General features: G+C 62.6%; 14 protein-coding genes. 12 read left to right on the top strand and 2 right to left on the bottom strand.

Annotation, left to right across the window (positions count from 1 at the left end):
• The first annotated feature begins 11 nt into the window (after positions 1-11).
• The gene (locus BANT918_RS02340) at positions 12-1,127 is read left to right on the top strand and encodes a ThiF family adenylyltransferase (RefSeq protein ID WP_069600100.1); all 1,116 of its coding nucleotides are present in this window, start codon (positions 12-14) and stop codon (positions 1,125-1,127) included.
• A 47-nt stretch (positions 1,128-1,174) separates the two neighbouring features.
• Here the strand turns inward: BANT918_RS02340 and BANT918_RS02335 are convergent, their stop codons facing one another.
• Positions 1,175-1,420 carry a MoaD/ThiS family protein gene (locus BANT918_RS02335; RefSeq protein WP_009882448.1) on the bottom strand — a complete coding sequence of 82 codons (246 nt, stop codon included), beginning with the start codon at positions 1,418-1,420 and terminating at the stop codon, positions 1,175-1,177.
• Positions 1,421-2,509 carry a GTP 3',8-cyclase MoaA gene (gene moaA / locus BANT918_RS02330; protein ID WP_101556357.1) on the bottom strand — a complete coding sequence of 363 codons (1,089 nt, stop codon included), beginning with the start codon at positions 2,507-2,509 and terminating at the stop codon, positions 1,421-1,423.
• Positions 2,510-2,551: 42 nt separating this feature from the next.
• Here moaA and BANT918_RS02325 point away from each other — a divergent pair, with 42 nt between their 5' ends.
• The 11 genes from BANT918_RS02325 to BANT918_RS02275 all read left to right on the top strand — a co-directional run bounded on the left by BANT918_RS02325 (position 2,552) and on the right by BANT918_RS02275 (position 12,888).
• Entirely contained in the window at positions 2,552-3,817 is a 1,266-nt protein-coding gene (locus tag BANT918_RS02325; RefSeq protein WP_035278444.1) for a molybdopterin molybdotransferase MoeA, read from the top strand.
• Positions 3,814-4,284, top strand: coding sequence for a cyclic pyranopterin monophosphate synthase MoaC (moaC, locus tag BANT918_RS02320; protein WP_069600102.1), 471 nt, complete (start codon positions 3,814-3,816; stop codon positions 4,282-4,284). Before BANT918_RS02325 ends, moaC begins: the two co-directional genes overlap by 4 nt.
• The gene (locus tag BANT918_RS02315) at positions 4,281-4,703 is read left to right on the top strand and encodes a molybdenum cofactor biosynthesis protein MoaE (RefSeq protein WP_069600103.1); all 423 of its coding nucleotides are present in this window, start codon (positions 4,281-4,283) and stop codon (positions 4,701-4,703) included. The genes moaC and BANT918_RS02315 overlap by 4 nt, the downstream gene beginning before the upstream one ends.
• The gene (locus BANT918_RS02310) at positions 4,700-5,101 is read left to right on the top strand and encodes a TOBE domain-containing protein (protein WP_096145519.1); all 402 of its coding nucleotides are present in this window, start codon (positions 4,700-4,702) and stop codon (positions 5,099-5,101) included. Before BANT918_RS02315 ends, BANT918_RS02310 begins: the two co-directional genes overlap by 4 nt.
• A gap of 118 nt (positions 5,102-5,219) precedes the next feature.
• The gene (gene modA, locus BANT918_RS02305; protein ID WP_035278442.1) at positions 5,220-5,978 is read left to right on the top strand and encodes a molybdate ABC transporter substrate-binding protein; all 759 of its coding nucleotides are present in this window, start codon (positions 5,220-5,222) and stop codon (positions 5,976-5,978) included.
• 57 nt (positions 5,979-6,035) lie between these two features.
• On the top strand, positions 6,036-7,712 hold the full coding sequence (locus tag BANT918_RS02300; protein ID WP_009882440.1) for an ABC transporter permease: 1,677 nt from the start codon (positions 6,036-6,038) through the stop codon (positions 7,710-7,712).
• 33 nt (positions 7,713-7,745) lie between these two features.
• Positions 7,746-9,440: an AMP-binding protein gene (locus BANT918_RS02295; protein ID WP_096145521.1), complete on the top strand. Its 1,695-nt coding sequence runs from the start codon at positions 7,746-7,748 to the stop codon at positions 9,438-9,440.
• A gap of 153 nt (positions 9,441-9,593) precedes the next feature.
• A complete protein-coding gene (locus tag BANT918_RS02290; RefSeq protein ID WP_050773352.1) occupies positions 9,594-10,343 on the top strand; it encodes an amino acid ABC transporter ATP-binding protein in 750 nt (249 codons plus the stop codon).
• Between the two features lie 76 nt (positions 10,344-10,419).
• Positions 10,420-11,319 (top strand): glutamate ABC transporter substrate-binding protein, encoded by a 900-nt coding sequence (locus tag BANT918_RS02285; RefSeq protein WP_009882436.1) that lies wholly within the window; start codon positions 10,420-10,422, stop codon positions 11,317-11,319.
• Positions 11,320-11,386: 67 nt separating this feature from the next.
• Positions 11,387-12,049, top strand: coding sequence for an amino acid ABC transporter permease (locus BANT918_RS02280; protein WP_009882435.1), 663 nt, complete (start codon positions 11,387-11,389; stop codon positions 12,047-12,049).
• Positions 12,046-12,888: an amino acid ABC transporter permease gene (locus BANT918_RS02275; protein ID WP_101618754.1), complete on the top strand. Its 843-nt coding sequence runs from the start codon at positions 12,046-12,048 to the stop codon at positions 12,886-12,888. The genes BANT918_RS02280 and BANT918_RS02275 overlap by 4 nt, the downstream gene beginning before the upstream one ends.
• The last annotated feature ends 56 nt before the right edge of the window (positions 12,889-12,944 follow it).

The raw sequence follows: 12,944 nt of genomic DNA, 5'->3' as shown, positions 1-12,944 counted from the left end.
GACTGGGATGCATGTCAGGCAAAACCCTCAGCTCCGCGGACACGGCACGCTATGCCCGTCAGATCCGCCTCAGCGGCTTCGGACCACAGGCCCAATCCGCGCTCCTGGATTCCCATGTGCTCGTCATCGGCGCAGGAGGACTCGGGGCACCGGTACTCACCTACCTGGCAGCCGCCGGAGTCGGACACATCAGCATCATCGACCCCGACACAGTGGAACTGAGCAACCTGCACCGCCAATTCATCCACTCCGAGACAGGTGTGGGGCAGCGCAAGGTCGAATCCGCGAAACATCGGCTGGGCGAGCTGAACTCCGCCATCGACATCACCACCCACCCGGTCCTGCTGACACCGGACAACGCCCTCGAACTCATCGGTGCTGCCGACATCGTCATCGACGGAAGCGACAACTTCGCGACCAGATACCTTGCCAACGACGCCTGCGAGATCCTGGAAAAACCCCTCGTCTGGGGCACGATCCTCGGATTCGACGGCCAGGTCGCCGTCTTCGACACGAGGCAGGGGGCGACTCTGCGCGACCTCTACCCCGTCGTGCCAGGACCCGGATCGGTCCCGGACTGTGCAACAGCCGGTGTCCTCGGCGCACTGTGTGGAAGCATCGGTGCTGCCATGGCGATGGAGACGATCAAGGTCCTCACCGGCATCGGCACGCCGCTCTGCAACGCAGTCTCCATCCACAGCAGCCTCGACGCCAGCTGGGAGACCGTTCCGGTCGGACGGATACCGAATCGCCAGCCGATCACGGACCTGGAGAGCCACCTCGGCGACTACGGTGACACACTCGGCAGCCATGGTGACGAGAGCGCCGCCGGGACGTCCGAGGGGACGGATCCGAGCGTGACATGGGCGTCGCTGGCACCCGGCACACACCTCGTCGACATCCGAGACGACGACGAGGTCTCGGCGGGCATGGTCCCGGGAGCCCAGCACATACCGATGGACGCTCTCCTGGAGGATCCCGGACAGCTCGCCGGACACGAACTGGTCGCACTCTACTGCCGTTCGGGCGTGCGGTCGTCACGGGCGTGCGCCCAACTGCGCGCACAGGGTACTGAGGTCAGCTCAGTCTCCGGCGGATACCTCGCATACCTGTCACTGCCGCACTGACAAACTCAGCTGCGCTGACGACATCGGCCACACGGAACCAGCCGGTCTCAGCCGCCGGCGAAGGGCGGCAGGACGTCGACGGTGTCACCCTCACTCAAGGGCGCTTGCGGGTCTGTGGCGGCGACCGCATTGACGAGGAAGCTCGAACGGGAAATGACTGTTGTCGCCTCGGTGCTGGCGTCCTTCGTCAGGGTCGTCATCAGCTCGTCAATGGTTGACGCGGCCGCGGTCGATTCCTTGGTTCCGAAGGCCTCTCGTGCGGCTGCGAAGAAGCGGACTCTGATCTGGGGCACTTATCCTCCGATGGCGCTCATGGGACGTTGGGGCTGTTCGAAGCTCTCGGAATCCATGCCGTGTCCGGCCAGTTTCTTCCAATGCGCGCCCTTCCACAGGTTCGCGATCGCCTCATCGTCGGCACCACCGCGCATAGCGGAGAGCAGATCCACCTCCGTGTGCGAGAACAGGCAGGTCCGAACCCGTCCCTCTGCCGTCAGACGGGTGCGGGTGCAGTCGGCACAGAAAGGCCGGGTCACCGAGGCGATGATGCCGACGTCGCCGATGATGGTCTCCGGATCGTTCCTGCTTGCAACCAGGAACTTCTCCGCTGGCGCACCGTTGCGGGGAGCGGAGTCGGGGGTGAGGACGAAATCGGGTTCGAGCAGGGCGAAGATGTCAGCGGCCGTGATCATGGTGCCGCGTTCCCAGGAATGCCCGGCGTCGAGCGGCATCTGTTCGATGAAGCGCAGCTTGAGCCCGCGCTCCAGGCACCAGGCCAGCAGTTCGGGAGCCTGATGGTCGTTGACACCTGGCAGCAGAACGGCGTTGATCTTCACCGGATCCATACCGGCGGCCTGGGCGCCCTTGATCCCGTCGAGCACCCGATTGAGGAACGGGCGGCGAGTGATCGTCGCGAACGTCTCGGGATCGACGGTGTCGAGGGAGACGTTGATGCGGTCGAGGCCCGCGTCCCGCAGCTTCGGCGCCCGTTTGTCGAGGCCGATCGCATTCGTGGTCAGTGCGATATTGGGGCGGGGCTCAAGGGCGGCGACACCGGCGATGATGTCGGTGACGTCTTTTCGGGTCAGCGGTTCGCCACCGGTGAACCGGACCTGGTCGACGCCGAACTTCTCGACGCCGATGCGCACGAAGCGAATGATCTCATCGGCTGTCATGGCCGCATCGCGGGACATGAACTCCACACCCTCCTCGGGCATGCAGTAGCTGCAGCGCAGATTGCAGAAGTCGGTCAGTGAGATGCGCATATCGCGGGCACGTCGACCGAAGGTGTCCAGGAGCGAATCCTCCTGATGGGCTGTGAACGTCTCGCCCGGATCCACTGTCGGGGTTCTCAGAACGGGCGTGGGCAGGCTGATCTTGCGCATTCTGCCATCCTCCTTGATCAACTTCTTCGTTATCATCGTCCCATGACTACCGCCATCATGCATCGTCGTCGTGTCCTCGACACGATCGGCCCGCTGCTTCAATCGCAGACGATTCCGATCGGCGAACTCCTCGATACACCTCGTCGCCTGAGCACCACTTTGAGCTCACCGATCGATGTTCCCGGCTTCGACAACTCCAGCATGGACGGATATGCCGTCGCCGCCACCACGCTTCGCGATGCGAAGCAGAGTCACGCCACCGACGACAATGGTAGACGACAGACAGTCTACGGCCCCATTCCGGTCCACGGCCGGGTTGCGGCTGGAGCCCGTGGCAGCGAGGTGGCGGCCGGAACCGCAGTGGAGATCATGACCGGGGCTCCGCTGCCTGCCGGCACCGACACGGTGATCAAGATCGAGGACACCCACCCCGGGCGCTTCGAATCCCCGGAGATCACCATCACCCTGCCGGCCACGGATGCAGGCGCTGAGCCGGGCGCCTTCGTCCGCTCGCGCGGCAGCGACGTTGCTGCCGGATCCACAGTGCTCAGCGCCGGAGTGATGCTCACGCCGGCCCACCTCGGCGTCGCTGCCGCCTGCGGAATCACCGAACTCGAGGTTCAAACCCTGCCGCGCGTGCTCATCGTGAGCACAGGGGATGAGATCACCGCCGCTGCCGCAGCCGGAATCCACGACGCGAACTCGATCACCCTGGGGGCCAGCCTGCGCCGCCTCGGCGCCGAAACGACCCTCCTCACCGTGCCCGACGATCCCCAGGCTCTGCTCGACGCAGTCAGAGCAGCCGACTGCGAGCTCGTCGTCTCGACCGGCGGGATCTCGAAAGGCGCCCACGAGGTCGTCAAGCTCGCCGCCGAACTCGACGAAGGCTCGAGCATGGTCTTCGAACCCATCGCCATGCAGCCCGGCGGGCCGCAGGGATGCGGACGCCTCGCCGACACCGCATGGGTGGCACTGCCCGGCAATCCCGTCAGTGCGCTGATCAGCTTTGAGATGTTCATTCGCCCCGCGCTGCTGGGTTTGGACGTCGATGAGGAACCTCGCGAAACGGAATACCACCGTCTGCTCGGTGGCCTGGACGAGGCTCCGCCCAGCGGAAAGCTGCAGGTGCGGCGTGCCGTGATGGGCCCCGACGGCCTTGAGCTCGTCGGCGGTACCCGCTCGCATCTGCTCCACAACTATGCTCAGAGTTCGCATCTGGTCTTCATCCCGCCAACCGATTCCGGTGCGCACACGAATGAGCTCGCCCCCGGCGCAGACGATAGGCTGAAGACGTGGAAGATCACATGACACTCACGCACATCGACGACGACGGCGCCGCCCATATGGTCGACGTCGGAGACAAGGACGTGACCAAACGTCGCGCCGTCGCCACCGCACTTATCACCACCCGGAGCGAGGTGATCGACATGATCGCCGAGGCGGGCCTGCCCAAGGGTGATGCCCTGCCCGTGGCACGCATCGCGGCAGTCATGGGCGCCAAACGCACCAGTGATCTGATTCCGCTGTGCCACCCGCTGCCGCTGACGGGCATCGATGTCGACTTCGAACTCCTCGACGACGCTGTTCGCATCGCGGGCGCGGTCAAGACCGTGTCGAAGACGGGTGTCGAGATGGAGGCGCTGACCGCAGTGTCCATCGCCGCCCTGACCATCTTCGACATGATCAAGGCCGTCGACAACCAGGCGATCATCGGCGACATCAAGGTCATCGAGAAATCCGGTGGGCGCAGCGGCGATTGGAGCCGGGACACATGAGCGTCATCCACACCGACATCGTCGAGACCCCGATCAGCACCGCCGCACTTGAGGCGGATGTCCTCGATGACACCTGCGGTGCTGTGGTCAGCTTCTCCGGTGTCATCCGCGACCACGACGAGGGTCGCGGGGTCCATCGACTGACCTATGAATCCCATCCGGTGGCAAGCGCGCAGATCGCCGAGGTGGCCGCTGAGATCGCAGCCAAACACCCGGCCGTACGTCTGTCCGTCGTCCATCGCGTCGGTGCCCTCGAGATCGGAGATGTGGCCTTGGCCGCGGTCGTCGCCTCACCACATCGCCACGACTCCTTCGCCGCCTGCTCCGAGCTGGTCGACGAGGTCAAGGCGCGTGTGGCGATCTGGAAGCACCAGTTCTTCGCCGACGGTGAGGACGAGTGGGTCGGGGCTCTCGAATGACCGAACTGCGCATCAACGACGCGGCCCGGTTCCTCGGAGTCAGCGACGACACCATCCGCCGCTGGATCAGCGACGGGAAACTCACCCAGCACAAGGACGCCTCCAACCGGGCAGTCGTCGAGGGGCGGGAACTGGCTGCCCTGGCACAGACGGGTTCAGGTGCCCTCGAGGATCCGACGGGTGTCGTCAGCTCCGCCCGCAACCGATTCGCCGGTCTCGTCACCGACGTCGTCATCGACGGCGTGATGGCCCAGGTCAGCCTCCAGTGCGGCCCGTTCCGGGTTGTGTCGCTGATGTCGGCTGAGGCCTGCCGGCAGCTCGAACTAGAACCAGGCAGCCTGGCCACCGCCTCGGTGAAGGCCACAATGGTCTCCATCGACTCCCCGGGTACTCGCTGAAAACTGCTCACCGGCTGCTTTTCTCCGGGACCGAGGCTGTTTAAGAAAAAGCAACATCAGTTCCGCAAACACTGAGCCAGATTAGCCATTTACGCGCAGATGCGGGTTTAATGGGCGAATGAAGTATTTGTCTGCAGCCTGCATCGTCGCAGTGCTCTCACTGACCGCCTGTTCTTCCGGGACAGAATCAGACTCGGAATCGGGGGAGAAGACGACGTTGACCGTCTTCGCCGCAGCCTCTCTGACCGAGGTGTTCGAAGACATTGCGGAAGACTTCACTAAGACAGAGACAGGCGTCGACGTGAAGTTCTCCTTCGCAGGATCCTCAGACCTGGTCGCCCAGATCTCCGAAGGAGCGCCGGCAGACGTCATCGCAACCGCCGATGAAACAACCATGGACACACTCGCAGCGGATGACCTGCTGGCCGGAGAACCATCGAACTTCGCATCGAACACGCTGACTCTGGCCGTCCCCGAAGGCAATCCAGGAGACATCTCCTCATCGCAGGACTTCGCCGGTAAGGATCTCGTCGTCTGCGCCCCGCAGGTGCCCTGCGGGGCCGCGACCCAGAAATGGGCGAAGCAGAACGCTGTCACACTTGACCCTGCCAGCGAGGAGAACTCCGTCACCGATGTGCTCGGCAAGGTCAGCGCAGGGCAGGCCGACGCCGGCATCGTCTATGTCACCGACGTGGCACGTGCCGACGGCGATGTCGAAGAGGTCGAACTCGACGGAGCCGATAAGGTCATCAACAAGTACCCTGCGGCCACTGTCGACGCCAGCGAGAACAAGGACGCGGCCGATGCATTCGTGACATTCCTGCAGTCAGACGTGGCAGCGAAAAGACTCAAAGACGCAGGATTCTCGACCCCATGACAGAACATTCCCGAGGGCACTCCTCGCAGACCACCGTGATGAGATGACGGTGCGCAGATGACGAAGACGCGCAGACGGAACGCCCATCCGGCGATACCGGTGTGGCTATGGATCCCCGCAGTTCTCGGCATCGCCTTCCTCCTGGTCCCGATCATCGGGCTGGTCGCACGCATCGATCCGGGCCACCTCGGCGAGGTCATCCTGGCACCTGAATCACGGCTGGCGATGGGGCTGTCGCTGCTGACTGCTCTGATTGCGGCGCTGTGCTGTGTGGTCATCGGATTTCCGTTGGGATACCTGCTCGCGACGCGCACCTTTCGCGGGCAGCGAGTCGTGCGCACCCTCATCCTGCTTCCGCTCGTGCTGCCTCCGGTCGTCAGCGGTCTGGCGCTGCTCTACACCTGGGGGAGAACCGCGACACTCGGATCCCTGCTCACGGACATGGGACTCGGGCTGGCCTACACATCCGCGGCAGTGGTCTTCGCCCAGATCTTCGTCGCTCTGCCGTTCATGGTCATGTCCGTCGAAACTGCCGTCGCCGCACGCGGACATGACTTCGAACTTGCCGCCGCTGAGCTCGGTGCCGCACCCAACCGGGTGTTCTTCCACATCACCCTTCCGCTGCTGCGGCAGGGGATCATGACCGGCGCCATCCTCTGCTTCGCTCGAGCGCTGGGGGAGTTCGGTGCCACCCTGACCTTTGCCGGCTCCCTCTCCGGGGTCACCCGAACGATGCCGCTGCAGATCTACCTGGTCCGCGAAACCGACCCACAGTCTGCCATCGCCCTGTCCCTGCTCCTCATTGTCGTCGCCTTGGTCATCATCGTCCTCGCCTATCGTTCCCCTCACGCCCCCAGACTCCGGGCACCCAAACCCCACGAACCGCAGTCGACGACACGCTCGGTCAATGAGACGCTGCCAGCCGGTGAACCCCTGCCCGTTGACGGTCTCGGGCCGACGACAGCGAGCGCAGCCACGATCCGCCTCAGAGCATCCGTTCCCGATCGTGGCCTTGACATCGACCTGTCGATTCCCGGCTCGTCGACGACGGCGATGATCGGCCGGAACGGGGCAGGCAAGTCGAGCCTGTTCCAGCTGATGACCGGCGCCATCCCCGCCGACTCAGGCTCCCTGCACATCGGGAAGGACACCATCTTCGACATCGCGGACGGCAGCTGGCCGCCTGTCCACTCGCGCGGAATCGTCCATCTCGCACAGACACCTCTCCTATTCCCGCATCTGAATGTGATCGACAACGTTGCCTTCGGGCTCAAGGCCCAAGGACTCACCACCACGGAAGCACGCTCCCGTGCGCAGGACATGCTCACCAGGCTCGGAGTCGGCCACTGCTCCGGTCGGGCACCAGAGGCAGTCTCTGGTGGACAGGCGGCCAGGATCGCATTGGCCAGGGCCCTTGTCGTCGATCCGAAGCTGTTGCTGCTCGACGAGCCCCTGGCTGCTCTCGACGTCGACGTCAAGGTCGAAACCCGGCGAGTTCTGGCACAGGCTCTCGCTGGCCGCAGCGCCGTCATCATCACGCATGACGCCGCCGATGTCACCGTTCTGGCGACCACCCTGGTGCACATCGACTCCGGGTCTGTGGCCACCGTGGCACCGGTGGAGCAGATCGGGCAGCGTATCTCCGACGCAGGCCCAGACATGCCAGGTCACGAGTTCCTGACCAGTTTTTGCGCCACGGACGCAGAAGGAATAATGTGCATTACGACACAGTAGTTACTTTGAAACTGCACTAAGGAGCACAGCGTCGTGGCAGAACTTTCCTATTCCTCAGGACCATCCGAGACACCTCTGCTGGGGCAGACAATTCCCGCAAATCTGAAGGCCACAGTTGCCGCACATGCCCAAGAGCTGGCGCTGGTGGATCGGCATTCCGAGCGGCGGTGGACCTATGCCGAGTTCGACCGCGACACCGACGCCTTGGCGATCGGACTGCTTGAGCGCGGAGTGAAGAAGGGCGAGCGGGTCGGAATCTGGGCGCAGAACGTCGCCGAATGGGCTCTCGTCCAATACGCCACTGCGAAGATCGGCGCGATCCTCGTCAACGTCAATCCTTCCTACCGCAGTCACGAGCTCGAATACGTCGCCGAGCAGTCGGGCATGTCGATGCTCATCTCCCAGATCTCGGCACCTCCGCACTCGGACTTCCATGCGATCGCGACCGAGGTTGCCGGAAAAGTGGCGGGCCTCGAACTGGTCTTCATCGACACGGTTCCTGCCGACCTCCTCGGCGATGCGGTGATCGGCGAACGCGAATCCTTCGCTCACCTGATCGGAACCGGTCGTGACCTGCTCGACGACGGCGCAGCCAAGTACTCGGTGCGGCTGGAGAAGCTTGCGGGCGAACTGGCGATGGACGATCCGATCAACATTCAGTACACCTCGGGCACCACAGGTTTCCCCAAAGGGGTGACGCTGAGCCATCACAACATCCTCAACAACGGCTTCTTCATCGGAGAGCTGCTGTCGTACTCTGCGAAGGACTCTGTCGTCCTGCCGGTTCCGTACTACCACTGCTTTGGCATGGTCATCGGAAACCTCGCGGCTCTCAGCCACGGCGCGGCCATCATTCTGCCCTCGCCCGGATTCGACCCGGGTGCGGCGCTGAGCGCAGTTTCAGAGGAGAAGGCGACCTCGCTCTACGGGGTGCCGACGATGTTCATCGGCGAACTCGAGCATCCGGACTTCTCGAGCTACGACCTCAGCTCACTGCGTACTGGCGTCATGGCCGGCTCTCCCTGCCCGGTCGAGATCATGAAGCGCGTCATTTCCGATATGAATATGGACGAGGTCGCCATCTGCTACGGCATGACGGAGACCTCGCCGGTGTCCATGATGACCCGCGTCGACGACACCCTCGAAGCCCGCACTCAGACCGTCGGCCGCGTCATGCCCCACCTCGAGATCAAGATCGCCGACCCGGTCACCGGGCAAGCTGTCCCGCGCGGACAGAAGGGCGAACTGTGCACCCGCGGCTACGCGGTCATGCTCGGGTACTGGGAAAATCAGGAGAAGACCGCCGAGGCGATCGATGCATCCCGGTGGATCCACACCGGTGATCTGGGCATCATGGACGATAACGGCTACGTCGACATCTCCGGACGGATCAAGGATATGGTCATCCGCGGCGGAGAGAACGTCTACCCCCGTGAGGTCGAAGAGTTCCTCTACCACCATCCGTCGATCAGGGACGTCCAAGTCGTTGGGGTCGCCGACGAGAAGTACGGTGAAGAGCTCATGGCCTGGGTCATCCTCAAAGACGGCTTCGACTCTTTGACCGCAGCGGAGGTCAGGGAATTCTGCAACGGCAAACTCGCCCATTTCAAGATCCCGCGCTACGTGGAGGTCCGAGAGTCATTCCCGATGACCGTGTCGGGCAAGATCCGCAAGATCGAGCTGCGTGAAGAAGGCGAGAAGATCATCCAGAAGACGAGCCTCGTCTGAGGAATCGGTGCGATAGTCCTCGGTGAGGGCCGCACCCGCACGTCCGTGAAAGACTGCAACCGACGATTGGCCCAGGTCACAAGTCGGTTGCAGTTTTTCTGGCAAGCATCCACGTTTTTCATGTGAGACCTTTATTCACTAAGATCAACTCTTATGAGAGCTGAATCACAACCGTTGGTGTCCGTCACAGATGTCGAGAAACACTACGGTGATTTTCACGCCCTGAAGCACATCAACCTCAACATCAAAGAACGCGAAGTCGTCGTCGTCATCGGTCCCTCCGGCTCCGGCAAATCGACCCTGTGTCGGACGATCAACCGTTTGGAGACCATCACCTCCGGTTCGATCACGATCGACGGGAAGGAACTTCCTGCGGAAGGCGCAGCTCTGGCGCACCTGCGCTCGGACGTGGGAATGGTCTTTCAGGCCTTCAACCTCTTCGCCCACAAGACGATCCTGGAAAACGTCACACTCGGACCGATCAAGGTCCGCAAACTGTCCAAAGCCGAAGCCGAACAACAGGCCATGGCCCTGCTCGAACGCGTCGGGGTCGCTCACCAAGCCGACAAATACCCCGCACAGCTTTCGGGCGGGCAGCAGCAGCGAGTCGCCATCGCCCGTTCATTGGCGATGAAACCGAAGGTGATGCTCTTCGATGAGCCCACCTCGGCGCTGGATCCGGAGATGATCAACGAAGTCCTCGACGTCATGGTCGGACTCGCCGAAGAAGGCATGACCATGGTGGTCGTGACCCACGAGATGGGCTTCGCCAGAAAAGCCGCACACCGGGTCGTCTTCATGGCCGATGGGGAGATCGTCGAGGTCGCCGAGCCCGAGGAGTTCTTCACCAACCCGCAGACCCCACGCGCCAAGGACTTCCTGTCCAAGATCCTCACCCGCTGATCGCAGCGAACGAAGTCGTTCGTCACCGCACAGTCCTGCACCACCTCACACAGCACCACACTCACAAGGAGAAACGATGAAGAAGCTCAGACTCTCAATCGCATCTGTCGCGATCGGACTGCTCGCACTCAGCGGTTGCGGCCAAGGTGGAACCCCTGATGCTCCTGCCGAGGGCGACGGCGCCCAGGCGGAAGCACCCGAATACACAGTCAACGACAGCGCCGATTTCAAAGACTCCAAGACCTGGAAGGCCGCCAAAGACGCCGGCGAGCTGAAGGTCGGCGTCAAGTACGATCAGCCGGGACTCGGCAACGTCAAGGCCGGATCCGAACAGCCCGAAGGCTTCGACATCGAAATCGCGAAGATGGTGGCCGCGCAGCTGGGCTTCAGCCCAGACCAGATCAAATACACCGAGACCGTCTCTGCCAACCGTGAGCCCTTCCTGCAGCAGGGCAACATCGACATGGTCGTGGCTACCTACACCATCAACGACGAACGCAAGAAGGTCGTTGACTTCGCCGGACCGTACTACGTTGCCGGTCAGGACCTGCTCGTCGCCGAAGATTCCGACATCGCCGGCCCCGACGATCTGGACGGCAAGAAGGTCTGCTCGGTGGACGGTTCGACACCGGCACAGAACATCGAAGAGAAATACGACAAGGCAGAGCTCGTGGCCTATGACACCTACTCGAAGTGTGTCACTGACCTGCAGTCGGGTTCCGTTGACGCGGTGACCACCGACGACGCGATCCTGCGTGGCTACGCAAAGCAGTACGAAGGCGAGTTCAAGGTCGTCGGCAAGCCCTTCACCGAAGAGCCCTACGGTGTTGGTCTGCCCAAGGGTGATGACGCGATGCGCGATGCTGTCAACGATGCCCTGCAGAAGGGCATGGACGACGGGGACTGGAAGAAGGCATTCGAATACACCCTCGGCTCCGCCGATGATGTCGAAATGCCTGAAATCGACCGCTACTGACCAGCCTTCAGATTGACATGATGCGAGGGCACCCAACGGTGCCCTCGCATCGATTAAGGAATCTGGAATGGATTTTCTGCAACTTCTCGAGATGTTCCTCTCAGGCATCTGGGGCACCGTCAAACTCTTCACCGTCGCCCTGATCGGCGCCCTCGTACTGGGCACGATCCTGGCCGGAATGCGCGTCTCACCGACACCGGTCCTGCGGATCGCGGCTTCGACCTACATCAACGTCGTCAGGAACACACCGCTGACGCTGGTGATGTTCTTCTGTGCCTTCGGACTGCCGTTCCTCGACATCCGCTTCGGCTCGACCAGCTCCTTCAACTCCTTCATCTACGCAACGCTGGCGCTCACTGCCTATACGGCATGCTTCGTCGCCGAGACTCTCAGGTCGGGCATCTCGACGATTCCCGTCGGCCAAGCCGAAGCAGCTCGGGCCGTCGGGCTCACGTTCGGCCAGACCCTGAGCCAGGTCATTCTGCCTCAGGCGTTTCGCACCGTCATCCCGCCTCTCGGCAGCGTCATTATCGCGCTGCTGAAGAACACCTCGATCGCCTCGGCGTTCAACAACCGTGAACTCATCTCGGCCATGCGCAATGCCATCGAGGTCCGGGGCGACCTGGTGATCCCGCTGCTGTTCGGGACCGCTCTTGCCTACCTGATCTTGGCGCTGATCCTGGGTCGCGTCTTCGACTACCTCGAGAGGAAACTGGTGATCCTGCGATGAGCGCACCGACACAGGTCCTGTTCGACGAACCCGGTCCCAAGGCTCGTCGCAACAACATCATCCTCTCGATCGTCTCGGCCCTTGTGCTGGCCGGACTCATCGCCTTCATCATCTGGAAGTTCGCCGACGCCGGACAGCTGGACGCGGCGAAATGGTATCCATTCACGTTCTCCCAGATTCAGCTGGTCCTGCTCCAAGGCATGGCCGCAACCCTTAAGGTCGCGGTCGTCGCCTCCCTGCTGGCTCTGGTCGTCGGAGTCGTATTCGCGCTGCTGCGGCTCTCGAGCAAGAAGGTCATCTCGGTACCGGGAACCATCGTCCTCGAGTTCTTCCGCGGAGTCCCTGTCCTGCTGCTGATCTTTGCGATGTTCCTCATCTTCGGAAACACCATCGGAGCATTCTGGTCAGTCGTCATCGGCCTGACACTCTACAACGGGACGGTTCTGGCCGAGATCATCCGTGCCGGTATCCTCGCCGTTCCGAAGGGTCAGCGAGAAGCCGCCATGGCCATCGGTCTGCGCCCCGGACAGGTGATGAGCCTGGTGCTCATGCCGCAGGCGCTGCGTGCCATGATGCCTACGATCATCGCCCAGATCGTCGTGCTGCTCAAGGACTCGGCCCTGGGCTTCATCGTCACCTATCAGGACCTGCTGTACCAGGTGAATCTCATCGGCCGTGAGTACAACAATCTGCTCCCGACATTCCTCGTCGGTGCCGTGCTCTTCATCATCATCAACATGATCGTCGCCGGCATCGCCCGGTGGTTGGAGAAGCGTCTCCAGCGAAAGGCCACCGCTCCCGTCGGAGCGGAAGGCCTGTCGGCGAAGACTGTCGCATAGACGAGCTGAGACGGGTGGCGTCGGTGAGTGAAGATACCGGCGCCACCCTGTAATGT

Source organism: Brevibacterium antiquum CNRZ 918, assembly GCF_900169145.1.
Taxonomy (GTDB): domain Bacteria; phylum Actinomycetota; class Actinomycetes; order Actinomycetales; family Brevibacteriaceae; genus Brevibacterium; species Brevibacterium koreense.
The sequence above is the reverse complement of the archived record's forward strand: the minus strand, read 5'-3'. Positions and strand labels throughout refer to the sequence as shown.

Bases quoted from the DNA above. Each gene is read 5' to 3' on its own strand.
- BANT918_RS02340 (WP_069600100.1), top strand. From the start codon at position 12: ATGTCAGGCAAAACCCTCAGCTCCGCGGACACGGCACGCTATGCCCGT.
- moaA (WP_101556357.1), bottom strand. From the start codon at position 2,509: ATGCGCAAGATCAGCCTGCCCACGCCCGTTCTGAGAACCCCGACAGTG.
- BANT918_RS02325 (WP_035278444.1), top strand. From the start codon at position 2,552: ATGACTACCGCCATCATGCATCGTCGTCGTGTCCTCGACACGATCGGC.
- moaC (WP_069600102.1), top strand. From the start codon at position 3,814: ATGACACTCACGCACATCGACGACGACGGCGCCGCCCATATGGTCGAC.
- BANT918_RS02315 (WP_069600103.1), top strand. From the start codon at position 4,281: ATGAGCGTCATCCACACCGACATCGTCGAGACCCCGATCAGCACCGCC.
- BANT918_RS02310 (WP_096145519.1), top strand. From the start codon at position 4,700: ATGACCGAACTGCGCATCAACGACGCGGCCCGGTTCCTCGGAGTCAGC.
- modA (WP_035278442.1), top strand. From the start codon at position 5,220: ATGAAGTATTTGTCTGCAGCCTGCATCGTCGCAGTGCTCTCACTGACC.
- BANT918_RS02300 (WP_009882440.1), top strand. From the start codon at position 6,036: ATGACGAAGACGCGCAGACGGAACGCCCATCCGGCGATACCGGTGTGG.
- BANT918_RS02290 (WP_050773352.1), top strand. From the start codon at position 9,594: ATGAGAGCTGAATCACAACCGTTGGTGTCCGTCACAGATGTCGAGAAA.
- BANT918_RS02285 (WP_009882436.1), top strand. From the start codon at position 10,420: ATGAAGAAGCTCAGACTCTCAATCGCATCTGTCGCGATCGGACTGCTC.
- BANT918_RS02280 (WP_009882435.1), top strand. From the start codon at position 11,387: ATGGATTTTCTGCAACTTCTCGAGATGTTCCTCTCAGGCATCTGGGGC.
- BANT918_RS02275 (WP_101618754.1), top strand. From the start codon at position 12,046: ATGAGCGCACCGACACAGGTCCTGTTCGACGAACCCGGTCCCAAGGCT.